The sequence below is a fragment of the Streptomyces sp. NBC_00086 genome, from assembly GCF_026343255.1.
Taxonomy (GTDB): domain Bacteria; phylum Actinomycetota; class Actinomycetes; order Streptomycetales; family Streptomycetaceae; genus Streptomyces.
On the sequence record NZ_JAPELZ010000001.1, the window covers coordinates 3,167,387 to 3,192,169 of the forward strand.

Consider the following 24,783-nt stretch of genomic DNA (forward strand, 5'->3'; position numbering starts at 1 on the left):
TTGCGCCAGGGTAGATCCGGATGCCCACGACGGCGGCGGACCGTCACCATGTACGCATGACCGAAGTACACGATTCCCCGCCGCCGGACGCAGGAGCCGGCAGGAGTGCGGCCGGCGCGAGTGCGGCCGGCGCGAGTGCCGGCTCCGCTTCGCCGCTCGCCGAGCGCCCTCCCCTGCGCCGCGGCAAGCGCGACAAGGTGCTCGCGGGCGTGTGCGGCGGCCTGGGCCGGTACTTCGGCCTCGACCCGGTGATATTCCGGATCGTGCTCGGCGTCCTCGCCGTCACCGGCGGCGTCGGTCTGATCTTCTACGGCTTCGCGTGGCTGCTCCTGCCCCAGGAGGGCGAGGAGGACAGCGAGGCGAAGAAGCTGCTGACCGGCCGGGTCGAGGGCTCGACGCTGGCAGCGGTCTTCGCCGCGCTGGTGGGCTGCGCCCTGTTCCTGTCGATGCTGGACAACGGCGGGCTGGCGGTCTTCTCCGTCCTGGCCGTCCTGGCGCTCGGCGCAGCGGCGTACTGGTCGCAGCGGCGGCGGAGCGGTCCCGGCGCGGCGCCCGAGGAGAAGGCCGCGCCGGGCGCCGAGTTCGTGTACCCGGCGGCCACCCGCACCGGGCACCGCACCGCGCACAGTCCGGCGCCGCCCGAGACCCAGGCGCCGCCCGTGCCCGGCGGCCCGTCCTGGTGGCGGGATCCGCTGGTCAAGGACGGCACCACGGGACCGGTCGGCTCCACGGGCTACCTGTGGGGTCCCGAGGACTCGGTCCCCGCCGGCCCCGGCGGCGATCCGGCCGCGCCCGCGGCCCCGGAGTACGCGCGGCAGGTCCGCAGGGAGCCGCGGGGCGGCATCGGCGGCCGGGTGTTCGTACTGGCCGCGCTGGCCGGGAGCGCCGCCACGGCCGCGGTCTGGGAAGGCAGCACCCTGAGCCACGCCCTGCAGGTCGGCTCCGCCTCCGCCCTCGCCGTCTTCGGCCTCGGGCTGGCGGTGAGCTCGGTCAAGGGCCGCACCGGCTTCGGCACCATCCTGCTCTCGGTGATCACCGCCGGGCTGCTGGCCGGGGCGGTGGCACTGCCCAAGGAGATCGGCACCGAGTGGAAGGACGTCGTCTGGCGGCCGGCCGCGGTGGCCGACGTGGCGCCGTCCTACGCGGCGGGCACCGGGCTCGCCACCTTGGACCTCAGCCGCCTGGACGTGCCCAAGGGCGCGACCGTGGTCGTCCGTGCCTCCATGGACGCGGGCCGGCTGCGGGTGATCCTCCCGAGGGAGGTCACCGCGGAGACGGAGGCGCTCATCAAGCTGGGCGACATCCAGATGCCCGGCGAAACGAGCGAACACATACGCATCCAGGGCCGCGACGCCTTCCGGCGGGTGACCCTGCAGCCCTCCCCCGGCACCGAGGCGGGCGGCACGATCGATCTGCACCTCATCGCGGGTGTGGGACAGGTGGAGGTGGCCCGTGCGGCGTCATGAGTTCCAGCCGGGACGGCTGATCGCGGGACTGGTCCTGATGGCGGCCGGGGTGCTCTATCTCCTCGGCGCGGCCGGAGAGGCCGACCCGCCCTGGTTCTTCGTCCTGATGATGACCGCGGGCGGTCTCGCCTTCGCCGCCGTCGCCGGGCTGGTGACCTATGCCGTGCGCCGCGACCGGCGCGAGCGGATCAGCGAGTCCAGCGAGAGGTAGGGCGCCCCGGCGAGGACCAGTGGGGTCCAGGCCATCAGGTAGATCAGGTCGTTGCCGTAGTAGTAGGGGGTCACCGCCCAGGACACGGTGAGCCACAGGCTCAGCGAGATCAGGGCTCCGCCGACGGCCGCGATCCGGGTCAGCAGTCCGGCCAGGACCCCGAGGCCCACCAGGAGTTCCCCGATGGCCAGGGCCACGGCGAAGCCGACGGGCGCCTTCAGGGCCAGGTCCACCATGGCCGGGATCGCCGAGGTGTCGCGCACCCCGCTCATCAGTTCGCCGATGGAGCCGCTGCCGGTGGCGGAGAGGAAGACCGAGTCGGTCAGCTTGTCCAGGCCGGCGTAGACGAAGGTCACGCCGAGGAAGATCCGCAGGGGCAGGAGCGCGTGGCGGGCGGCGAGCTCGCGCAGACCGCGCAAGCCGCTCGAACCGGTGGGAGCGTCAGGGGCGCCGGAGGGGACGTCAGTTCGGGTCACGCGCTATGTGTACCCGCTTCACTCCGCCACGTCGATGGTGCACCGGTTTGATTCCACCCCCGCGGCGGTGACGACCTGGATCTCGATCCGCCCCGGTTCCACTTCCGCCGGGACCGGCACGGTCAGCACGGCGTCGGACGGGTTGGTGAAGCCGCCCGCCACCGGGACCAGCGGTACGTGCACATGGACCGCACCCACCCGGACCACCAGCCGGGCCAGCATTTCCGGCGTCTGCGCCCCCGGCGGGACGAAGCCCACTCCCCGGATCTCGATGTCGTCCCCGGGGCGGATCGCCGCGTCCAAGTCCCCGGGCTCGCGTCTGCGCACCACCGACAGGACCAGCGGGCGGCTGCCCTCGGCGTACTTCGCCGCCAGGTACACGGCCGCCGACAGGGCCACCAGCAGCGCCAGTGCCCACGGCAGCGCCGGCAGCCGGTCCGGGAACCGGGCCAGCGAGACCGCCGCGAAGGCCAGTACCACCGTGGAGACCAGGACGTACTGGGCGTCCGGGAAGGAGCCCCGGCCCGCGTCGTCCGTCAGCAGGTCCGCCCCGGTCGGGCGGTCCGCCGGCAGCTTCTGCAGCCGCTGCCCCATGATCCGTACGGAGACCACCCGGCGCACCAGCACCGCGACCCCCGAGGTCAGCCCGAGCACCGCCAGCAGCGGCAGCGCCCGGTCGAGCGCGAGCCCCGCGTACAGCGCCTGGCGCTCGGGTCCCGGAGAGGAGGCCGCGAGCCGCAGCGCCGGCAGCAGCGTCGCGAAGGCGGTGAGCACCAGCCAGGCGCTCGGCACCGTCTTCGAGGTGGACAGCCGGTTGTCCTCGCCGACCAGCGGGGCCAGCAGACCGCCCCGGATCGTCTGCGCGCGGGCCGCCACCGTCAGCAGGGCGGCCAGCACGAGCGCGGCCAGCAGCCCGGCGGTGCGCGTCGTGGACCAGCCGGTGCCGAGCGCGGTGCCGACCTGGACCAGGAGCAGCACCCCGGCGGCGATCCACACGGCGAGGACGGCCCGCCGGGAGAACAGGTAGAGCCAGGAGCTGCCCGCCTCCCGGCCCCGGTCGGCGACCGTCCGGGCCGACAGGGTCAGCTCGTCGGAGACCCACTGGCGGGAGGCTCCGAGGGAGTGGGCCACGGCGGCCGGCACCCCCTGCCCCGAGGCGAACTCGTCGCGCTTCTCCAGGAACGCTGCGACCGCGCGGCGGTGCCCCTCTCGTGTGCAGTCCTCGCAGGCACAGGCCGCGGTATGGGTGCTTCTGGACATCTCTTGGACAGCCACGAACGTGCCGCCTCTCTGAACTACGGTGCAGTGCCAGCGAATTGTGCACCACTGCGGCAGTGCTCCGGATTGCGCACGATGTCAGAGCAGGTGATTAACCGTTCATGATGTTGACGGACCCGCTCCGGGGGCCTCCAGAAGCGGCTGGCAGTTGGCCCAGGCAGCCAGATCGGACCCGAACCGCTCCCGGGTCGCGAGCGCGCTGTGGTGGCTGATGAGCACCGCCTTCCCGGCCGCCCGCGCGATCAGCTGCACCTGCGCGGCCCGCTCGGCCGCGATGAACCACCAGGCGGCCGCCTCCACCGAGTCGCCGACCGTCAGCAGCCCGAGGTTGCGCAGGACCAGCGCCTTGTAGGGGCCGAGCGCGCCCGCGATCCGCTCGGGGTCCCCGTCGCCCGAAAACTCGTCGAGCAGCGCATGGTCCTCGTAGAAGGAACAGGCCTCCTGGGTGACGGGGGCGAGCAGTTCGCCGAGCGCGGCGAGCGCCCTGCCGTACGGGGCCTGCGTGCGGACGACGGCCACCACGGCGGGCCGGGCCCGGTGGACGGCCGCGTGTACGGCGAAGGCCAACTGGTTGACCCTGCGCTCCCCCTGGCGGACCCGCCCCTCCCCGTCGACCAGCAGCAGGTCGTCGGGGCCGAGTGCGCCGAAGGCCCGGCCGAAGGGGTTCACCCAGTAGCAGTCCTCGAACTCCGGGTCCCGAGCGCTGACGTGCCCACCCACCCCGTCCTCGTACCCGAGCCCGCCCAGCAGCCGCAGCACCCCGGCGAGCCGCTCCTTGCGGTGGGCGCGCTCCTCCCCGGGGGTGGCGAACACCGGCGGCATCTCGAAGCCGAGCCGCTCGGCGGGCACGGGTGCGGGCGCGGCTGCGGGTCGCTCGGTCATGGCCCCTCCTTCAAGGTCGCGGCGCAAAGTACCGGCGACCGGCCGAAGAGGCCATACACGCGGCGAGGCCGCCGCTCCCTGGGCGGGAGCGGCGGCCTCGTCACGTACGGCTGAGCAGGTGGGACTACTCCCACTCGATGGTGCCCGGCGGCTTGCTCGTGCAGTCCAGGACCACGCGGTTCACGTCCGGCACCTCGTTGGTGATGCGGGTGGAGATCCGCGCGAGCACCTCGTACGGCATGCGCGTCCAGTCCGCGGTCATCGCGTCCTCGGAGGAGACGGGGCGCAGCACGATCGGGTGGCCGTACGTACGACCGTCACCCTGGACGCCGACGCTGCGGACATCGGCCAGCAGGACGACCGGGCACTGCCAGATCTCGCGGTCCAGGCCGGCCGCCGTGAGCTCGTGGCGGGCGATGGCGTCGGCCTCGCGGAGCAGGTCCAGGCGCTCCTTGGTGACCTCGCCGACGATGCGGATGCCGAGGCCGGGGCCGGGGAACGGCTGGCGCTGGACGATCTCGGCGGGCAGGCCGAGCTCCTGGCCGACCATCCGGACCTCGTCCTTGAACAGCTGGCGCAGCGGCTCGACGAGCTCGAACTCGATGTCGTCGGGGAGCCCGCCCACGTTGTGGTGGGACTTGATGTTGGCGGTGCCGGTGCCGCCGCCGGACTCGACGACGTCCGGGTACAGGGTGCCCTGGACCAGGAAGGCCACCGCCGGGCCGTCCTCCTGGAGGATCTCCAGCTGGGCAGCCTCGAACACGCGGATGAACTCGCGGCCGATGATCTTGCGCTTGGTCTCCGGGTCGGAGACCCCGGCCAGCGCGTTCAGGAAGCGCTCCTGGGCGTCGACGACCTTCAGCTGCACGCCGGTGGCGGCGACGAAGTCCTTCTCGACCTGCTCGGTCTCGCCCTTGCGCATCAGACCGTGGTCCACGTAGACGCAGGTGAGCTGCGAGCCGATGGCCTTCTGCACGAGGGCCGCGGCGACCGCGGAGTCCACGCCGCCGGACAGGCCGCAGATGGCGCGCTTGTCGCCGACCTGCTCGCGGATGAGGGCGACCTGCTCCTCGACGATGTTGCCGGGCGTCCAGGTGGGCTGCAGGCCCGCACCGCGGTAGAGGAAGTGCTCCAGGATCTGCTGGCCGTGCGTGGAGTGCATCACCTCGGGGTGGTACTGCACGCCGTAGAGCTTCTTCTCGTCGTTCTCGAAGGCCGCGACCGGTACGACGTCGGTCGACGCGGTGACGGTGAAGCCCTCGGGAGCGGCGGAGCAGGCGTCGCCGTGGGACATCCACACCGACTGGTTCTCGGGGGTGCCCTCGAAGAGGGTGGATCCGGCCTTGGAGACGGCCAGCGGGGTACGGCCGTACTCGCGCGAGCCGGTGTTGTCGACGGTGCCGCCGAGGGTGACCGCCATGAGCTGGAAGCCGTAGCACATGCCGAAGACGGGGACGCCGGCCTCGAAGATCGCGCCGTCGAGCTGGGGGGCGCCCTCCTCGTACACGGAGGACGGGCCACCGGACAGGATGATCGCCTTCGGGTTCTTGGCGAGCATCTCGGCCACGGGCATCGTGCTGGGCACGACCTCGGAGTAGACCCGTGCCTCGCGGACGCGGCGGGCGATCAGCTGCGCGTACTGGGCGCCGAAGTCGACGACGAGAACCGTGTCCGGGGCGCTGTCGTGGGTGGCGAAGGTGGCTTCTGGCACGGGGCAGGCCTTCCGGCGGAAGAGGGGGTTGTTTTGTCGATTCTAACGGGGGACGGATACCCCTCTTCGTCTCAGTGTCCGAACCGGCTTGGCACGGAGCGGGACAGAGGGTAATAATCCCTCCATGCGCAAGCAGCTGAGCTTCCTCTTTACCTATGGCACCGGCCGGTCCGGTCGCCATGGGTCATCGTGATGCTCGCTTGAGCCACTGACTTCCCAGAGCGCCCCGGTCCGACAGGACCGGGGCGCTCTGGCGTTCCCGCTCCGGTCGGACCCCACCGACAGGAGACCGACCATGAGCACGACCACGATCACCCCCGCGACCGCCACCGCCACCTCGTCCGCCACCGCCACCGCGATCACCCCCGAGCAGCTGATCGCCGGATCCCGCGAGCGGATCGACGCCATCGACGACCGGATCATCGGCCTGATCCAGGAACGGATGGCCGTCTCGACCGTCATCCAGGACGCCCGGATCACCTCGGGCGGGCGCCGGGTGCACCTGTCCCGCGAGATGGAGGTCCTGGGGCACTGGAGCGACGCCCTCGGCAAGCCCGGCACCACGCTGGCGATGACCCTGCTGGAGCTGTGCCGGGGCCGGGTCTGAGGCCGGCGCCGGTCACCGCGGCCTCGGCCTCGGCCGTACCCGTAACGCCTGTTCGTCACCCGTCCGGACCGTGACCGCCCCCACGGCCCTTCGTTGATGCGGATGACCGTGCCAGCCAGGTGCGGGACCGCAGCACCACGCGTGGCTCGCTGGAGCGATGAGACGCACCCCCTGCGGGGCGTGCGTCGTGGGACCTCGCTCCTTCATGTGACCGGACGGCAGGGGACAGCAGCCCGGTCACCACACGAGGACGGCCGGCCCGGGGGACGCCCCGGACCGGCCGTTCTTCTGTTTCCCCCGTCGGGCTCCCAGGCCCACGCCGTTACGCGCGGCCGGTGACCCTCCGGCGGAACACCAGGAACACCGCGGCACCGGCGGCCACGAGCACCGCACCGGCGAGCAGGACCGGCCCGGCGGTGGAGCCGGTGTCGGCGAGACCGCCGTTCGGAGACTTGCCGCCGGGGGTACTGGCGCCCGGGCTCGGGGTGGTGCTCGTACCCGGCGTGGCCGACGGGCTCGTGGAAGCCGTCGGCTTCGGGCCGGGGGTGGTCGGGGCCGTGGTCGGCGTGGGGACGACGTCCTTGCCGTTGATCACGAAGGCGGCCTTGTTGTTGGCGTGGTTCGGGTCCCAGCCCTGCGGGGTGGTGCCCTTGGCGGACCACTGGCCGACCGAGACGGAGCCGGTGGCGGCCGTCACGACCTTCTCGATCTTCAGCTCGAACGGGAAGTCGAACCTCTGCTTCTCCCCGATGATGTGCGACGTCGTGCAGAAGTAGCGGGGGGCGCCCAGCTGCTCTTCGCGGTACTCGCCCCCCGCCGTTGTGGCAGTGCACTGCTCCGGAACCTTGGTGACCTTGGCTCCGGCCGGGATCACGATGTCCGCGAGAGCCACGTCCTCACCCGCGCGGAAGTAGGCGACCCACGCCGGACCCTCGTTGCGGAAGCCGAGCTCGGCCTTGACCGTCTCGCCCGCCTTGCCCTTCAGGGAGGTGGAGGTGGCCACCAGGTCGGCGGTGTTCTTCACCGAGAAGTCGAACTCCTGCCGGTTGTTCCACGGGTCCAGATCGGCGGAGCTCGGCGCGGCCTTGGCCGAGCGCGCCTTGATGCCCAGCTTCTTGCCCGTGCGGGGCGTGCTGAGCTTCCGCGTGGACTTCGGCTCGGAACCGGCCTGGTGGACCCCGTAGATCAGGCCCTCCTGGAAGGCGTGCGGAGCGGCCTTCAGGGTGAGCGCGCCGGCGATCTCGTAGACCTCGCCGGGCTTGACCTCGTTGTCGAAGGTGCAGAGCGTCGTGGACCAGCCCTTGTTCCAGGGCTTGTCGGTGGTGTCGTCCTCGCTGTGGGCGCAGTTGTCGTATTCCTCGACCAGGCCCATGCCGTGCGTGGTCCTCAGCTCCAGCGCCACGCCCTTGACGGACTCGGTGCCCGTGTTGCCGAAGACGATCGGGAGCGGCTGCGCCTCCCCCGGGTTCAGCTTCGCCTTGAGGGCCGCCTCCTCCATCACCAGATCGGGGCCGCCGATCCGGACCTTGGTGGTGGTGGGCTTGAAGGTGGCGCCCTTCGCCGCGCCGGTCATCGTCAGGTCGACGACCGCGCCGGCCTTGCTGCCCTTGGCGGCGGCGAGGTCCAGGGACCCCACCCAGTCCTCGCCGGGGGAGATCCCCCAGCGGCCGTCGCAGGTGACCGCAGCCGCGGTAAGGGTGCAGCGGCTGGACCCGTCGCCGAGCGTGACGTCCGCGATGCCCTTGAGCGGGCTCAGGTCGACCGTGTAGGTGGTCGGAGCCTGGAACTCGCCCCCGGTCGGGTTCTCCACACGGAAGTCGACCGAGGTCTTCTGCGGCTCGCCGCTCTGGCCGGGGTGCGGGCGCAGGCCGATCTCCGCCGGGCTGATCAGCGTGAACACCGGATCGGCGGCGTTCGCGGGGGCGGCGGCCAGACCGACGGCCACCAGGCCGGCTGCCGCCAGCAGGGAGATGTGCTTTCTCATGCCGATCTTGACACTCGAGGGCCGCCTTCGGTTGCCCTCTTGACCATGTGACGCACGACACACATCCATCGCCGGTTTCCGCTACAACCATCCGGGCCGGGCAGCTGTCTTGCATGTAGTTCGGCGGGTACCGCGCTCGGAGGGGGAGTGCGGTGCCCGCCGAAGTCGTTCAACGGCTCATCGGTCTCGGCGGCTGTTCAACGGCTCACCGGTCTCGGCGGGCGGAGGCTATTCGGCGGCCGTCGGCTGTCCGGCCGTCGGCTGTCCGGCCGTCGGCGGCTGTCCGGCGGGGGCCGCCGTGCGCGGCGGAACCTCCGGTACCGCCAGGAACGGCAGCCGGAGCGCCCCGAAAGCCTCCTTCGGCACCGCCGGGCGGACCGGTTCCACGGCCTCCAGGCGGGCGTAGGCCGCCCCCTGCTCCGGGCGCGGGTCGTGCTCGCCGTTGTTCGGCCAGTAGGACATCGCCCGTTCCGCCTGCGCGGTGATCGTCAGCGACGGGTTGACCCCGAGGTTCGCGGAGACCGCCGAGCCGTCCACCACCGAGATGCCCGGGTGTCCGTAGAGCCGGTGGTACGGGTCGACCACGCCCTCCTCGGGCGAGGCGCCGATCGGGCAGCCGCCGAGGAAGTGCGCCGTCAGCGGGGTGCCCATCAGCTCGCCGACGTTGCTGCCCGGGAACCCGTTGATCTCCTCGGCCAGCAGGGTCGCCGCCCGCGTGGCCTCGGCGATCTGTACGGGGTTGGGCGCGCCGTGGCCCTGGCGGGCGGTGAGCAGGCCCTTGCCTATGCCGCCGGGCTTGCGGTAGGTGGTCAGGGAGTTGTCGAGGGACTGCATGACCAGGCCGATGATGGTCCGCTCCGACCAGCGCCGGTTGGAGAGGGACCGCAGCAGCTGGACGGGGTGCCGGACGGTGCGCCCGAGCCAGGCGCGGACCCGGTGGGGGGAGTAGGGCACCTGGAGGATGGTCATGAACCCCATCGCGTTGGAGCCCTTGCCGTAGCGCACCGGCTCGATGTGGGTGTCGGCGTTGGGGTGCACCGAGGAGGTGATGGCCACGCCCCGCGTGAAGTCCGCACGCTTGTCCTTGCCGTGCCGCTTGCGGTAGCGGCGGTCGTCGGTCTGCGCGCCTACGAGGCCTTCGGAGTTGGTCCGGGTCAGATCGCCGAGCCGGTCCGAGAGGCGGGGCAGCTCGCCGAGGTCCTTCATCGTGTGCAGGAGGGTCTGGGTGCCGTAGGTGCCCGCCGCGACGACCACGTGCCGGGCGCGCAGCACCTTGGGCTCGGCGCGGCGGCGGCCATCGGTGGCGACGGTGCGGACGCGGTAGCCCCCGTCGGGGTGCTCGGAGAGCGCGGTGACCGTGGTCATGGGGTGGATGACGGCACCGGCCCGCTCGGCGAGGTGCAGGTAGTTCTCGTTGAGGGTGTTCTTCGCCCCGTGCCGGCAGCCGGTCATGCACTCGCCGCACTCGGTGCAGGCCTTGCGGGAGGGGCCGGCGCCGCCGAAGTACGGGTCGGCGACCTCGTCACCGGGGCGCACCTTGCCCTGCCCCTCGGCATCGTCTCCGTCGCCGAAGAAGACGCCGACCGGGGCCATGTGGAAGGAGTCGGCGACGCCCATCTTGGCGGCGGCCGCCTTGAGGTGGACGTCGGAGGGGGTCGTCGTCGGGTTGAGCCGGACCCCCAGCATCCGCTTGGCCTGGTCGTAGTAGGGGGCCAGCTCGTCCTGCCAGTCCGTGATGGACGCCCACTGCCGGTCCTCGAAGAAGGCGGTGGGGGGCACGTAGAGGGTGTTGGCGTAGTTGAGGGAGCCGCCGCCGACCCCGGCGCCCGCGAGGACCATCACGTTGCCGAGGAGGTGGATGCGCTGGATCCCGTACAGGCCGAGGGCCGGGGCCCACAGGTAGTTGCGCAGGTCCCAGCTGTTCTTCGGCAGGCTCTCGCGGGTGAAGCGGCGCCCTGCCTCCAGAACGCCGACCCGGTACCCCTTCTCGGTGAGCCGCAGCGCCGAGACCGACCCTCCGAAACCCGAGCCGATGACGATGACGTCGTAGTCGTACGACACTGCGGTGCCTCCCAAACGGACCCAACGGAACGGACCTGCGGAACGGACCTGCGGAACGGACCTGCGGACTGGCTGGCCTACCGACTGGCTGACCCGCGGACTAGCGGAGCCGGAAGGCCTTCATGACCTTGAGGCTGCGCGTCATGAACGCCGCGTACTTCTCGTCGTCCATCCCGAGCGACGGAGCCATCGGCAGCAGCCGCTGGTGGGCGACGGTCTGGGCCTCGGTGTACTTGAGGATGCCCTCGGAGCCGTGGCGGCGGCCGAGGCCGGATTCCTTCATGCCGCCCATGGGCGCCTGGGCGCTGCCGTAGGCCGGGGCGTACCCCTCGTTGATGTTGACGGTGCCGGTGCGCAGGCGGGCCGAGACGGCGTGGCCGCGGCGGGCGTCCTTCGTCCACACGCTGGAGTTCAGGCCGTAGGAGGTGCCGTTGGCCTCCTCGATGACCTCGTCCTCGTCGGTGAAGCGGTAGATGGAGACGACCGGGCCGAAGGTCTCCTCCCCGCACACCGCCATCGCGGTCTCGACGCCGTCGAGGATGGTCGGCTCGTAGAAGAGCGGGCCGATGTCGGGGCGGGCGACGCCGCCGGTGACGAGGGTGGCGCCCTTGGCCACGGCGTCGTCCACGTGCCGCTGTACGGCCGCCAGCTGGCGTTCGCCGGCCAGGGAGCCCATGTCCGCGCCGTAGGCGAGGGAGGAACCGAGGCGCATGGCCTTGGTCCGGGCGGCGAACCGGGCGACGAACTCGTCGGCGATCGAGGCGTGGACGTACAGCCGCTCGATGGAGATGCAGAGCTGGCCGGCGGAGGAGAAGCAGGCGCGGACGGCGCCGGCGGCGGCCTTCTCCACGTCGGCGTCGCGCAGGACGAGCATGGCGTTCTTGCCGCCGAGTTCGAGGGAGACCCCGACCAGGCGGGCGGCCGCGCCCTGGGCCACCTCGCGGCCGGTACGCGTGGAGCCGGTGAACGAAACGTAGTCGGCGTGCCGGACCAGCTCGGGGCCGACGACCGGGCCCTCGCCGAGGACGATCTGGAACACCTCGGCCGGCAGGCCCGCCTCGATCATCAGGTCACGGGCCCACAGGGCGGTCAGCGCGGTCTCGGTGTCGGGCTTCATCACGACGGCGTTGCCCGCGACGAAGGCGGGCAGGGCGTCGCCGATCGACAGTTCGAGGGGGTAGTTCCAGGGGGCGATCTGGCCGATGACCCCGCGCGGCTGGCGCAGCTCGGTGACCTTGGTGAGGGTAGGCATCGCGCCCGTGTGGCCCTTGGGGCGCAGGTACGAGGGCGCCTTGCGGCCGTAGTGCCGGGCGGCGATCGAGACGGCCTGCACCTCCTCGTGGGCGTGCAGGCGGGCCTTGCCGGTCTCCAGCTGGATCAGGTCGAGCACCTCGGCCTGCCGGGACAGGACCAGGTCGTGGAAGCGCAGCAGTACGGCGGCCCGGGCGCGGACGGGCAGGGCCGCCCAGGCGGGCTGAGCGGCGCGGGCCGCGGCGAAGGCCGCCGCCACATCCTCGGGGGTGGCTTCGGGGAGCTCCGCCAGCCGGTCCCCGGTGAAGGGGCTGTGGTTGGCGGTGCGGCCGGAGCCGGCCACTCCGCGGGTCAGCCGGGCGACCAGTTCGGGGGTCACCACGTCGGCGGCGCTCCGGGCGCCCGCCGGGGCGGGGGCGACCGGATTGGTGGGCTGCGGGGCGCTGCGGAGGGGGGCCGGGGCCTGCGTGTCCGTCATGGGCGTGAGCGTATTGCGCCCGGGGGTGCTTTGGGTACCCGCCGGTAACCGGATTTTGCCATTTCTGCCAGTGATCGCTGGCAGGATGGCGGAATCCGGGCACCGGGGCCCGCCGGGGAACGGTCTCGGCAGGCCGGTCTCAGCGGGCCGGTCTCAGCGAGCCGGTCTCGGCGGGCCCGCCCCAAGGGGCACGTCTCAGTGGGCCGGGGCCGGCTTCCAGCCGCTGAGCACGACGTCGAACTGCGACCGGGTCGTGTCCCAGTCCGAGACCGGACCCGACATGTACACCGCGTACTCGGTGCCGTCCGGCGCGTAGTACATCTGCTCGATGGCCTGCCGGGGCCCGGTGAACGCCCCGGTCCGCTCCGTCCAGCCGAACTCCCACAGGGCGGCCTTGACCTGCCCCCGGAAGGTGTTCGGGTGCAGGGTCTGGCGCACGTAGTCGGAACGCTTCTGGACCTGCTTCTCCAGGTCCAGCAGGTGCGCGTACGGGTCCCTGAAGGGCGGCTTGCGGTCCATCGCGATCCGGATGAAGTGCTTGCCGCCGTCCCCGGTGTAGTCGATCTGCGTCCCGTCCTCCCGGCGCTTCCAGCCGTCCGGGACGAAGAGGGAGAAGCCCTGCTTGTCGACCACCTTCCGCCAGCCCGCCGGCGGGGTCTCCTCCGCCTGCCCCTTGGCGTTCCCGTCGCCGGACGACTCCGGCGCCCCGGCCGTCCGGCCCGGGATCGCGCCGCCCGTCTCCGAGTCGCTGGTGTACTTCAGGATCCCGAACACCCCGGCGCCACCGAGCAGCGCCGCCACCACGGCGACGACGGCCGCGCGGCCGATCCGGCCCGGGGATCCGGCACCGCGGCGGGACGGGCCGCCAGGTCCGCCCGGTCCGGCCTCGGAGCGGGCTGCGAATGCCGGTTCCGGCTGCGGCTGCGGCTGCGGGGCCCGGCCCTGGTCCGCTCCCCGATCACCGGCCCCGTCCCCCGGCAGCTCGGCCGTGTCCGCCGGCTCGTTCCGGGCGGCGCCCAGCTCCTCGGAGCCCATCGCGCGCGTGGGTACGTACGCCTGCGCCGACTTCGGCTCGCGGCCCTCCATCGCCTGCAGCAGCATCTGCTCGGCCTCGTCGGCCGAAGGCCGCTGCGCCGGGTCCTTGCGCAGCAGCGCCGTGATGACCGGGGCGAGCGCGCCCGCGTGGGTCGGGGCGGCCGGCTCCTCGTTCACCACGGCCTGGAGGCTGGAGATGGGCGAGGTGCGGCGGAACGGCGAGCGCGCCTCCACGGCCGTGTACAGCGTCGCGCCGAGCGACCACAGGTCGGAGGACGGATCGGGGGACCCGCCGGTGACCCGTTCGGGAGCCAGGTAGTCGATGGAGCCGATGAGTTCGCCGGTGCGCGTGATGGAGGAGTCGCCCTCGATCGCGGCGATGCCGAAGTCGGCGAGCATCACCCGCCCGTCCTTGGCGAGCATCACGTTGCCCGGCTTCACGTCACGGTGCAGTACGCCGACCGCGTGCGCGGCGCGCAGCGCGCCGAGCACGTGCAGCCCGATCCTGGCCGCCTCACGGGGTTCGATCCGGCCGGCCGTCTTCGCCGCGTCCGCGAGGGAGGGGCCGTCGATGTACTCCATGACGATCCACGGCCGGTCGTCGTGTTCCAGCACGTCGTGCACGGTGACGACCGCCGGATGCTGGATCCGGGCCGCGGCCCGGGCCTCCTTCTGCGTGCGTTGGTGCAGGACGTCCCGGTCCGCCTGGGCGACGTACAGGCCCGCCGTCAGTTCCTTGACGGCGACCGTCCTGTGCAGCAGCTCGTCGTGGGCGCGCCACACCTTGCCCATGCCGCCCCTGCCGATGGGCTCCACGAGCCGGTACCGGCCCGCGAGCACCGCACCCGCACCTGTCTGCTGTTCCACGAATCCCCGCCGCCGCTCTGTGCACTTCCGGTCAGACTACGGAGATCGCGGGCGGCGGCGGAACCACTCGGAGGCGGTTGGGCCGCACTGTGACGCAATCGCCGTACTGATACCTCGTCAGCCGCCGCTCCGGTAGCTGGCCGTCGCCTGCTCGAAGATCTCGGTGACCTTGCCCTCCTGGTCCTGCGGGCCCGTGACCATGACCACGTGGTAGGAACCTCCGAGCGCGACGACGAAGTTGCGGGCCACCACGGAGCGGCCGTTGCCGTCGATCCAGGTGTACCGGCCGGTGACGCGGAGCTGGCTGCCGACCTTGGTGGACTTGATGTCGCTGACGCTGGACCAGGTGGAGGAGCGGTACGGGGCCAGTTCGGGCTCCTTGTCCTTCTGGTAGGTGGCCGGGTCGGGGTTGCCCTGGACCTTGTCCCGGCCGGGGACGACGGTCAGGACGAAATCCCCCTCCGTGTAGCGGACCTGACCGGACTCGTTCATTCCGCGGCGCTCCCAGCCGTTCGGGACGTTGATCGAGAAGTGCTCGGCGTCCTGCTGCGCCGTGTACCCGGAGGGAGCGGGGGCATTGGTCTGCGGGGCCGGCTTGGACTCGGGCGGGTTCGCGGAAGGGCTCGGAACCTGGCCGGACCCGCTCGGCTTCGGGCTCGGGCTCTGGCCGGGGCCGCGGCCCGGGCTCTGCGACTGGGTCGCGGCGGGCGGCCTCATCCCGGCGGCCTTCTGCCCGCCCTGCGGATCGGCGGAGCGGGGCATGAAGAACAGGGCGTAGGCCACCGCTCCCGAGAGCAGGACGAGGACCCCGAGCAACAGGGAACGCCCCAGCGAACGCGGCTTGCGGGGGTGTTCGGCGCTGCGGTGCCGGCCGTGCAGGTCGGCCCGCCGCCGTACGACGGGCAGCCTCGCCGGGTCCTCCACCACCGGCGGCAGCATGGCGAAGCCGCCGTCGGGCTCCGGGGCGGACCGCACGAGGGAACGCAGCCAGCCGCGGAGCTCCTCGAAGTCGGGCCGCTCGGTCGGGTCCTGGCGCAGCAGGGACTCCACGACCGGGCGCAGCGGGCCGCACTCCTCGGCGAAGGCGGGGGGCTCGGCGCAGACCATCTCCACGAGCTCGGCGACGCTGTCCTCGGGGTACGGGGCATGGCCCTGTACGGCCCGGTACAGCAGCGCGCCGAGCCCCCACAGGTCGGTGGCCGGCCCGACCGGCGCGGCCAGCTGCCACGGCCCGTGCACGGCCTGCGCCTGCTCGGGAGCCCACCGCTCGGTAACGGCCCCGACCACGGCCATCCGCGTCTGCCGCGCCCGCTCCGCATCGAGCCCGCTCCGCGGCCCGCTCCCCCACCCGCCGGCACCACCACCGGGGCGGGACGCCCCGTAACCGCCGCCCGCGGGAACCACCGGGTACCCGGCACCACCTTGCGGACCGGCCTGGCCGTAGCCTTCGACCCCGGCAACCACGGCGTGCCCGGGGGCACCCTGCGGACGGCCGTGGCCGTAACCGTCGGCCCCGGGAGCCCCCGCGTATCCGGCGCCGCCCTGCGGGCCGCCCTGGCCGTACCCACCGGCCCCGGGAGCCGTCACGTGCCCGGCGCCGCCCTGCCGATCTGCCTGCGGGCCGGTCTGCCCGGGACCCCGGGCCCCGGAAGCCGCCGCGTACCCGGCACCGCCCTGCGGACCGGCCTGGCCGTGGCCCGCCTGGTCCGGGCTGCCCGGCCCCAGCTGGGGCCGGCGGCCGTAGTCGGCGCCGTCCCGCGCGACCGGCTGACCCGTGCTCGCCGGAGCCGGGTGGCCTTGGTGGCCCGCGTGGCCCGCGTGGCCCGGTCCCGGTGAGGGCTGCCCGTGGACGGGCTCGTGCCCCGGCCCGGGGACCGCCCGGCGCTCCGCGCCGTTTTGGGGCTGCGCCCGGCCGCCCGGTGCCGTCGGCTGCCCGGGGTTCTGGCCGTCGCCGGAGGCCCGGGGTGCGCCGCCGCCCTGGGTGTCCGCCTGCTGGTAGCCCTGCGGAAGGGCGAGTTGCGCCGGCAGCGCGGCCCGGGCCGGCGGCTCCGGTTCGGCCGGGGGCAGGGCCTGGCGGCGCGGGGTGGCGCCGTGCCAGGTCGCGCCGGTGTCCGGGCCGCCGTACGGGTACGAGTACCCCTGCGGCAGCTTCGACCCCTCCGGCCTCGGCTCCGCCTCCGGCTCCGCTCCGGCCGCCTTGCGCTGCTCGGTGATCCGCGCCGCGGCCTGGGCCCCGGCCCGGTACGCGGCGACGGCCCCGGCCCGCGCGGCTGCCTTCAGATCGGGCCGGTCCCCGGGGGTGCCGGGGGTGGCAGCGGCCCCGGTGGCCCTGGGGACACCGTGCCCGTTGGAGGCCCCGGAGGCCCCGGAGGCAGTCGCAGCGCCGGGAGTCCCGGACTCACCGGCACCGAAAGCATCGGGCCCGCTCGCGGAGTCGGGGCTTATGTGGTCCCGGTAGCGCGGCCCGGTGTCGTACCCCGGAGCCACGAGCGGCGCGTACTCCGGCGCACTCCCGCCCCCCTGCGCGGCTGTTGCCGCACCGGCCGCCGCATCCCATCCCGCCACATCCGCGGAGCCGCCCCCGTACTCGGCGCCGTACCCGCCGTCCGCACCAACCCCGGGTCCGGGCCCCTGCCCGTATCCGGCGTCCACACCAGGCCCCGGAACCGGGCCCGGAACCGGACCGCCCGAGGCACGACTGCCGTACCCGGTCCCGCCGCCCCCCGCGCCGACGGCGCCCGCGCCGACGGCGCCGCCGTAACCGTCTCCGTACCCACCGCCGCTCACCGGCCCGCCCGCCGCGAACGCCGAGGCACCGCCCGGTTCACCGCCCGGCCAGGGCCCCGCCAAGTCGCCCGTACCGTCCCGCTGGGGGACCGGGTCGTACCCGCACAGGGCGTCCTCCGCCGCCCCCGCCGCGAGCCCCGTCAGGACGACCCGCCCGTCCTCGCAGATCAGTACCGTCCGCATGGTGATGTTCCGGTGCGTCCACCCGTGCGCGTGCAGCACCCGCAGAGCGGTCAGCACGTCCGCCGCCACCTCCGCCGCCCGGTACGGGCTCAGCGGTTCGTCGGCGATCAGCGCGGCCAGCGGTCGGGCCGGGACGAGTTCGCTCACGATCCACAGCGAACCGCCCTCCGCGAACACGTCGAAGACCTGGTCCAGCCGCGGATGGTCCGGCACGGACGCCGCCGCCTGCGCCGCCTCGATCGCCCTGCGCACGGCGGGCAGTTCAGCGTGCGGTACGCGCCGGCCCCCCGCGGCGGGGGGACCGCCCCGCGTGCCGTCCAGCAGCTCCGCGTCGACGACTTCCGGTAACGGGACCTGCCGCACGAGGACTTCCTGCCCGCTGCGCGTGTCGAAGGCCCGGGTCTCGATCAGTTCGTAAGCGTCCGACGGCGGCAACGGCAGACGGTAGCGCTCGGCCAGGATCCGGCCCGCGTAGTCCTCCACATCGCCTCCCCCGAGAGCTGCGGGCCCGTCCCCCAGGCCCCGCTGACACGATACGACGCCCGAGGCGCCCGCGTCCCGGCCCTGGCGAGGCTGACCCGAGCTCGCGGGGAACCCGTATCAGCCCAGCGGCTGGAAGGTGTCGAACGCCGTGGTGCGCAGCTGCGTGCACTCCGCCGCGTCCCACTGGTCGGCGAGGCAGGTGATCATGATGGCGTAGCCGTGCTTCGCGTCCATCCTGAACCCGCGGTCGAGCACCCGGACCCGCGAGCCCTTCTGGTCCCGCTCGAACTCCCAGTCCGCGACGGTCGGGTACCCGCGGTACGGGACCGCTTCGAGGCGCAGCAGCTTGTAGTTGCTGCTGCTGCTCGCCACGCTCGGGGCCAGCGCCAGCCAGGCGGCACGGGCGTCTTGCTTCGGCGACTTGTTGAAGTCGATCTGGATGCGCGGGAAACCGCCGTCGCGGCTGTAGATGACGCCGTCGTCGTCCCCTATCACCCCGGTCTGCTTGAAGTCCTCGGGCATGCCCATCGCGAAGTGGAACCCGGGGTCGTTGACCTGGGCGAACCCGGGCGGGAGCCCGGGCAGGGCGCCCCCGGGCGTGGTTCCCTGGCCGGGGTTGGTGCCGGAGCCCTGCGACTGGCCCGGATCCGGCGAAGCGGACCCGCCGCCGGAGGACTCGCCGGACTTCGGCGAGGGAGACGGGGAGGGCGAGGGCGAGGGCGACGGCGAGGAACCGGCCGCGGGGCTCGAAGCCGCCGCGGAACTGCCGCCCTTGCCGTCCTTCGGGGAACCGCCCTTCTCGTCGTCGTCGCCGACGATGGCGTACGCGATGACCGAGCCTATGACGGCGAGCGCCACGACCACGCCGGCGATCGCGAGCGCGATGGTGCGGCGCGGCACGACGTCGGTGAGCGGGGCCGCGACGGGCGCCGGACGCGGCGACGGGGACTCGGCCGCGGTCACGGCCGTGGCGGTGGCGGCGGCCGAGGCCGCGGCACTGGCGGCCGCCGCCTTGCGGGCCGACTTCAGCGCCGCGCGGGCGCGCTCGCGCTGCTCGCGCTCACGGCGCTCGCGTTCCTTCTTCTCCGCCTTCTCGGCGGCCTTGGCCGCCTTGTCGGCGGCCGCCTTCTCGGCGGCGTCGCGGGCCTCGGCGAGCGATATCTGCCGGGTCTCCTCGACCTCCGGGGCGAGTACGGGAGCCGGCGGCTCGGGCGCATCGATCACGGCGGTGAGCAGCGCCCGGGCGCGATCGTCGTCGAGCCGGTGGGCGGGGTCCTTGACGAGGAGGCCGTAGATGACCTCGGTCAGCGGGCCGGCGTTCTTGGGCGGTTCGACGGGCTCGGTCATCACGGCGGTGAGCGTCGCGAGCGCCGACCCCTTGTCGTACGGGGGAACCCCCTCGACGGCTGCGTACAGCAGGCCGCCGAGCGACCACATGTCCGCCGGCGGGCCGGGGCGCTGGCCGCGGGCCCGCTCGGGCGAGATGTACGAGGGCGCGCCGACGAGCATGCCGGTGGAGGTGACGGAGGGGTCGCCCTCGACCTGGGCGATGCCGAAGTCGGTGAGGATCACGCGGCCGTTGCCGTGGTCGGCGAGGAGCACGTTGGAGGGCTTCACGTCCCGGTGCAGGATGCCCTGGCGGTGGGCGGCACGGAGTACGTCGAGCACGGCGAGGCCGACTTCCGCGGCGCGGCGGGGGGTCAGCGGGCCGCTCTCGCGGATGAACTCCGCGAGCGAGGGGCCCTCGATGAGCTCCATGACGATCCACGGCCGGCCGTCCTCGTCGACGACGTCGTAGACGGTCACCGCGCCGCCGCTGCGGATCCGGGCGATGGCCTTCGCCTCGCGGAGGGTGCGGGTGATGAGTCGGCGCTTCTCGTCCTCGTCGACGCCGCTGCCGAAGCGGAGTTCCTTGACGGCGACGGTCCGGCCGAGGGTCTCGTCCTGGGCGCGCCAGACGGTGCCCATGCCGCCCTTGCCGAGGACGTCACTGAGCCGGTACCGGCCCGCGAGCAGCCTGCCCTCGTCCTGAGCGCCCTGTCCCGCCTTGGCCGCGGCGGCCTTGACGGCGGCGGCGACCTCGTCGGCCTTGCTCACCGCGACGGGCTTGCCGTCCTCGCCCACACCGTCCGCCCGCACGACGGGAGCCTTCCGCAACTCCGCCTTCGCACCCCCGGGCTTGGCATCCTCCGGCTCGACCTTCACCCGGGCAGGCTTCGCATCCTCCGGCTCCGCCTTCACCCCGGCAGGCTCCGCACCCTCAGACCCGGCGCCCACACCAGCAGGCTTCGCATCCTCGGGCTCGGCCTTCGCCGCAGCAGGCTTCGCATCCTCCGGCTCCGCCTTCACCCCGGCAGGCTTCCCACCCTCAGACCCGGCGCCCACACCAGCAGGCTTCGCATCCTCGGGCTCGACCTTCGCCCCAGCAGGTTTCGCATCCTCGGGCTCGGCCTTCGCCCCAGCAGGCTTCGCGTCCTCCGGCTCGGCCCCACCGGCAGCCTTCGCTGCAGCAGGCTTCCGCGCCTGCGGCTGCGCCGCGGAAGCCGCAGGCGTCTCGGCGGGAGACTTCGGGTCCGTCGGTGGTGTCGCCGGAGGCACCGGCGATCCCGTCCCGACAGACGGCTCCGGCGACTCGGTGTGCTCCGGCTTCGACATGCGTCCCCTCTGCGTTCGTGCCGCCTGCTCCGGTTGCCCTGGCAGCGGCCGGGGTGCCCGGTAACCCGCCCCGGCAGAACCCTCATTGTCCCTTACTCCGCAACGGACGGGACCCCCGGGTCCGCGGTTCCGCCCGCGACATCGCGGAGTTACAACGGGACGATGTCCGGCGCCCCCAGCCTCGCCGCGTCCGCCGTCTGATCATCCGGCTGGCGCTGCGATTCCCTTTCAGCCTGCACCCTTTTCTCGTAGTGCTCCACTTCCTTCTCGATCTGCTGCTCGTCCCAGCCCAGAACCGGAGCCATCAACTCCGCGCACTCGCGCGCCGATCGGGTCCCCCGGTCGAAGGTCTCGATCGAGATCCGCGTCCGCCTCGTCAGCACGTCGTCCAGGTGCCGCGCCCCCTCGTGCGAGGCCGCGTAGACCACCTCCGCACGGAGGTAGTCGTCGGCGCCCGTCAGCGGCTCTCCGAGGGAGGGGTCTTCCGCGATCAGTGCCAGCAGTTCCTCCGTCAGCGAGCCGTACCGGTTCAGGAGGTGCTCCACCCGGACCACATGGAGCCCGGTCCGCGCGGCGATCCGCGCCCGGCCGTTCCACAGGGCCCGGTACCCCTCGGCCCCGACCAGCGGCACGTCCTCCGTCACGCACGGCGCGACCCGCTGGTCCAGCCCGTGCACCGCCTCATCCACCGCGTCCTTGGCCATCACCCGGTAGGTCGTGTACTTGCCTCCGGCGACGACCACCAGCCCCGGGACCGGGTGCGCCACCGTGTGCTCGCGCGAGAGCTTGCTCGTCGCGTCCGACTCCCCGGCCAGCAGCGGCCGCAGGCCGGCGTAGACCCCCTGGACGTCGTCCCGGGTGAGCGGGACCGCCAGCACCGAGTTCACGTGCTCCAGCAGGTAGTCGATGTCCGCGCTCGACGCCGCCGGGTGCGCCTTGTCCAGGTCCCAGTCGGTGTCCGTGGTGCCCACGATCCAGTGCCGGCCCCACGGGATGACGAAGAGCACCGACTTCTCGGTCCGCAGGATCAGTCCGGTCGAGGAGTGGATCCGGTCCTTGGGAACGACGAGGTGGATGCCCTTCGAAGCCCGCACGTGGAACTGCCCGCGCTCCCCGATCAGCGCCTGGGTGTCGTCGGTCCACACCCCCGTGGCGTTGACGATCTGCTTCGCCCGGATCTCGTACTCCCCGCCGCCCTCCACGTCCTGCACCCGCGCGCCGACGACCCGCTCGCCCTCCCGCAGGAAGCCGATGACCCTCGCCCGGTTGGCGCACTGCGCCCCGTACGCGGCGGCCGTCCGGACCAAGGTCGCCACGTACCGCGCGTCGTCCATCTGGGCGTCGTAGTACTGCAGGGCGCCCACCAGCGCGTCCTTGCGCAGGGCCGGCGCGATCCGCAGGGCGCGCTTGCGGGAGAGGTGCCGGTGCGTCGGCAGCCCGCGCCCGTGGCCGCTGGAGAGCGACATGGCGTCGTACAGCGCGACGCCCGATCCGGCATAGAACCGCTCCCACCCCTTGTGCTGCAACGGATAGAGGAACGGCACCGGCTTCACCAGGTGCGGGGCGAGCCGCCCCAGCAGCAGGCCGCGCTCCTTGAGCGCCTCCCGCACGAGGGCGAAGTCGAGCATCTCCAGGTATCTGAGCCCGCCGTGGATGAGCTTGCTGGAACGGCTGGAGGTGCCCGAAGCCCAGTCCCTCGCCTCCACCAGCCCGGTCGCCAGGCCTCTGGTCACCGCGTCGAGGGCGGTACCGGCGCCCACCACTCCGGCCCCGACCACCAGCACGTCCAGCTCCCGCTCGGCCATACCGGCGAGCGCCTCGGCCCGCTGCACGGGCCCCAGCGAGGCCCGCCCACCGCCTCCTCCCATCCCCGCGCCCATCCCCATCCCCGCCCCGGACCCCGCCCCAGACCCCGACCCCGTCCCCTCGCCTGCCGCTGCGCCCGTCCCTGCCCCTGCCCCTGCCCCTGCCCCTGTCCCAGTCCTCACGGCTGCCTGCCTCCCGTTGACGCGGGTCGCCCCGTTCGCCCTGTGCGGTCGTCCCACCGGTTATGGGTGATCCCGCTCACATCGCCCGTTTCATGATTCTGACCGGCCCCATCCACATCAGCCACCGCCTGTGGATAACACGGAGGCGACCAAGACCCCTGAATACGACATATCTGTCATATATACGCCTAGTCTGACATTGCGCCAGCTTTCGTCCTCCACAGGAGTTGCGCGCTCCGCCCCCTCATGCATGTCAGGGAAGGGAAGGGACGGCACCCCCATGCCCGCAGATCTCGCCGTCATCGGACTCGGCCATCTCGGCCTCCCGCTCGCCCAGGCAGCCGTGGCCGCCGGGATCGAGACGGTCGGCTACGACAGCGGTCCGGCGACGGACTCCACCCTCACCGCCGCCGAGATCCGCCGCATGTCGGCGGCCGGCTTCCGGGTCACCACCAACCCCGCCGAACTGGGCCGGGTCCGCACGGCCGTCATCTGCGCCCCCACCCAGCTCGGCGCCGACCGCGCACTCGACCTGTCCGCGGTCGGCGAGGCGGGCCGCACGCTCGCCGCCCGGCTGCGCCCGCACACCACCGTCATCCTCGAATCGGCCGCCCACCCGGGCGTCACCGAGGATTACCTGCGCCCGATCCTCGAATCGGGCTCCCGCCTGCGCGCCGGCCGGGACTTCCACCTGGCCTACTCCCCCAGCCGCCTCGACCCCGGCAACCGCACGCACGGCATCTCCAACACCCCCAAGGTCATCGGCGGCCTCACCCCCGCCTGCACCGAGTCCGCGCACGCCTTCTACGCCCGCCTCACCGACAAGGTGGTCCGCGCCCGCGGCCTGCGCGAGGCCGAAACGGTCCAGCTCCTCGAAACGAACTACCGGCACGTCAACATCGCCCTCATGAACGAGATGGCCGTGCTCTGCCACGACCTGGGCGTGGACCTGTGGGACGTCATCCGCTGCGCCGAGACCAAGCCGTACGGGTTCCAGGCCTTCCGCCCCGGCCCCGGAGTCGGCGGCCACGGAGTCCCCCTCGACCCCAACTACCTCCCCCACACCACCCGCACCCCGGGCCACCCGTTGCGCATGGTCGGTCTGGCGCAGGAGATCAACGACCGGATGCCGCAGTACGTCATCCAGCGCAGCGCCACCCTGCTCAACGAGCACGGCAAGTCCGCGCGCGGCGCCCGCGTCCTCCTCCTGGGCGTCACCTACAAGCCGGACCTCGCCGACCAGGAGGGCTCCCCGGCCCGCGAGATCGCCAGCCGCCTCCTCGACCTCGGTGCGCTGATCAGCTACCACGACCCCTACATCGCCGGATGGCGCGTCAGGGACCAGCCCGTCCCCCGCGCCGAATCGCTGTACGAGGCCGCCGCCAACGCCGATCTGACGATCCTGCTCCAGCACCACCGCACCTACGACCTGCAAGGCCTCGCGGTGAAGGCCCAGTTGCTCCTGGACACCCGCGGCGCCAGCCCGGCGGGCGCCGCGCACCGCCTCTAGGGCCGCGCACCGCCCGCCCGAAACCCCTCCACGGATGTCGCAGGCTGCTGCTAGCCTGCGGCGACTTATCTCGCGCATACACCCCCCACGTCAGCCGTGCGGGCCCCGTGTGCCCAAATCCCTGGGGGGGATTTCTCCATGAGCCAGCAGTTCCCGTCGCCCACACCCGACTCCACGCCCGCCCCCGCGGGCCCGTCCGGAGCCGACTTCCTGAGCCCGGCCCCGGGCCCGTCCGGAGCGGACTTCCTCGCCCCGGCCCCGGTCCGCCCCAACAACCTGGCCCTCGGCATCGTCGCCGCGCTCGTCGCCACTCTGGCCGCCGCCGCGGCGTACGGCGGCATCATGAACGCCATCGAGCGCGAGATCGGCTACGCCGCGGTCGGCGTCGGCGCCCTCATCGGCTTCGCAGCGGGCAAGCTCGGCGGTCGCAACCCGGCCCTCCCGGTCATCGCCGCCGTCCTCTCGGCCGCCTCGGTCTTCCTCGGCCAGCTGTTCTACGACGCCCTCTACCTGAGCGGAGCCACCGGCGCCGGCGTCGGCGACGTGCTGAGCACGCTGGGCGTATCCGGCCTGGTCGACATCTGGAAGGAAAATGACGCCATCATGAGCTCCCTCTTCCTGGCCCTCGGCGCCTTCGCCGGCTTCAGCACCGCCAAGAAGATCGGCGCCTGAGGCAGGCAGCCCCTCAGTTCCGGAGCGCCCGGCGGGCACCTGCCCGCCGGGCGCTCCGGCCTGCCGCCGAACGGCAAGACCGGGGAACCGGAACCAGCTCCCGAGCACACCACATTTCGTCGGAGCAATTCAGGCCACTTCCCCCTGAATGCGCTCTGACCAGGCACAACACGATCCGATACCGCATCAATCGACAGC

Annotated in this window: 16 protein-coding genes; 5 read left to right on the plus strand and 11 right to left on the minus strand. The window is 73.0% G+C overall.

Features of this window, described 5'->3' with window-relative positions; all coding sequences use genetic code 11:
• Nucleotides 1-56 precede the first annotated feature (56 nt).
• Together OG276_RS13915 and OG276_RS13920 are read left to right on the plus strand one after the other, a co-directional pair.
• Nucleotides 57-1,466 (plus strand): PspC domain-containing protein, encoded by a 1,410-nt coding sequence (locus OG276_RS13915; protein ID WP_266905350.1) that lies wholly within the window; start codon nt 57-59, stop codon nt 1,464-1,466.
• A complete protein-coding gene (locus tag OG276_RS13920; protein WP_266905352.1) occupies nt 1,453-1,677 on the plus strand; it encodes a hypothetical protein in 225 nt (74 codons plus the stop codon). Before OG276_RS13915 ends, OG276_RS13920 begins: the two co-directional genes overlap by 14 nt.
• On the opposite strand, the gene OG276_RS13925 is transcribed toward OG276_RS13920, so the two are convergent.
• The 4 genes from OG276_RS13925 to guaA form a co-directional block, all read right to left on the minus strand.
• A complete protein-coding gene (locus OG276_RS13925) occupies nt 1,623-2,096 on the minus strand; it encodes a DoxX family protein (RefSeq protein ID WP_266912800.1) in 474 nt (157 codons plus the stop codon). The genes OG276_RS13920 and OG276_RS13925 overlap by 55 nt on opposite strands.
• 75 nt (nt 2,097-2,171) lie before the next feature.
• Entirely contained in the window at nt 2,172-3,428 is a 1,257-nt protein-coding gene (locus tag OG276_RS13930; protein WP_266905354.1) for a hypothetical protein, read from the minus strand.
• Nucleotides 3,429-3,530: 102 nt separating this feature from the next.
• Complete coding sequence (locus OG276_RS13935; protein ID WP_266905356.1) at nt 3,531-4,313, minus strand: class II aldolase/adducin family protein; 783 nt, start codon at nt 4,311-4,313, stop codon at nt 3,531-3,533.
• Nucleotides 4,314-4,437: 124 nt separating this feature from the next.
• Entirely contained in the window at nt 4,438-6,024 is a 1,587-nt protein-coding gene (guaA, locus tag OG276_RS13940) for a glutamine-hydrolyzing GMP synthase (RefSeq protein ID WP_266905358.1), read from the minus strand.
• A gap of 295 nt (nt 6,025-6,319) precedes the next feature.
• Here guaA and OG276_RS13945 point away from each other — a divergent pair, with 295 nt between their 5' ends.
• Complete coding sequence (locus OG276_RS13945) at nt 6,320-6,631, plus strand: chorismate mutase (RefSeq protein WP_266905360.1); 312 nt, start codon at nt 6,320-6,322, stop codon at nt 6,629-6,631.
• Nucleotides 6,632-6,953: 322 nt separating this feature from the next.
• Here OG276_RS13945 and OG276_RS13950 read toward each other — a convergent pair whose 3' ends face one another.
• From OG276_RS13950 to OG276_RS13980, 7 genes are all read right to left on the minus strand, one after another.
• Nucleotides 6,954-8,615, minus strand: coding sequence for an LPXTG cell wall anchor domain-containing protein (locus OG276_RS13950; protein ID WP_266905362.1), 1,662 nt, complete (start codon nt 8,613-8,615; stop codon nt 6,954-6,956).
• 228 nt (nt 8,616-8,843) lie between these two features.
• Nucleotides 8,844-10,676, minus strand: coding sequence for a GMC oxidoreductase (locus tag OG276_RS13955; protein WP_266905364.1), 1,833 nt, complete (start codon nt 10,674-10,676; stop codon nt 8,844-8,846).
• A gap of 100 nt (nt 10,677-10,776) precedes the next feature.
• A complete protein-coding gene (locus tag OG276_RS13960; protein ID WP_266905366.1) occupies nt 10,777-12,405 on the minus strand; it encodes a succinic semialdehyde dehydrogenase in 1,629 nt (542 codons plus the stop codon).
• 195 nt (nt 12,406-12,600) lie between these two features.
• Nucleotides 12,601-14,307, minus strand: coding sequence for a serine/threonine-protein kinase (locus tag OG276_RS13965; RefSeq protein WP_266905368.1), 1,707 nt, complete (start codon nt 14,305-14,307; stop codon nt 12,601-12,603).
• 117 nt (nt 14,308-14,424) lie between these two features.
• Nucleotides 14,425-17,760 carry a protein kinase gene (locus OG276_RS13970; protein ID WP_266905370.1) on the minus strand — a complete coding sequence of 1,112 codons (3,336 nt, stop codon included), beginning with the start codon at nt 17,758-17,760 and terminating at the stop codon, nt 14,425-14,427.
• 117 nt (nt 17,761-17,877) lie between these two features.
• The gene (locus OG276_RS13975; RefSeq protein ID WP_266905372.1) at nt 17,878-20,415 is read right to left on the minus strand and encodes a protein kinase; all 2,538 of its coding nucleotides are present in this window, start codon (nt 20,413-20,415) and stop codon (nt 17,878-17,880) included.
• A 149-nt stretch (nt 20,416-20,564) separates the two neighbouring features.
• Nucleotides 20,565-22,283 carry a glycerol-3-phosphate dehydrogenase/oxidase gene (locus tag OG276_RS13980; RefSeq protein WP_266905374.1) on the minus strand — a complete coding sequence of 573 codons (1,719 nt, stop codon included), beginning with the start codon at nt 22,281-22,283 and terminating at the stop codon, nt 20,565-20,567.
• Between the two features lie 400 nt (nt 22,284-22,683).
• On the opposite strand from OG276_RS13980, the gene OG276_RS13985 reads away from it, so the two are divergent.
• Nucleotides 22,684-23,913 (plus strand): nucleotide sugar dehydrogenase, encoded by a 1,230-nt coding sequence (locus OG276_RS13985; protein ID WP_266905375.1) that lies wholly within the window; start codon nt 22,684-22,686, stop codon nt 23,911-23,913.
• A 138-nt stretch (nt 23,914-24,051) separates the two neighbouring features.
• Nucleotides 24,052-24,585, plus strand: a complete 534-nt coding sequence (locus OG276_RS13990) for a hypothetical protein (RefSeq protein ID WP_266905377.1) — start codon at nt 24,052-24,054, stop codon at nt 24,583-24,585.
• Nucleotides 24,586-24,783: the final 198 nt, after the last annotated feature.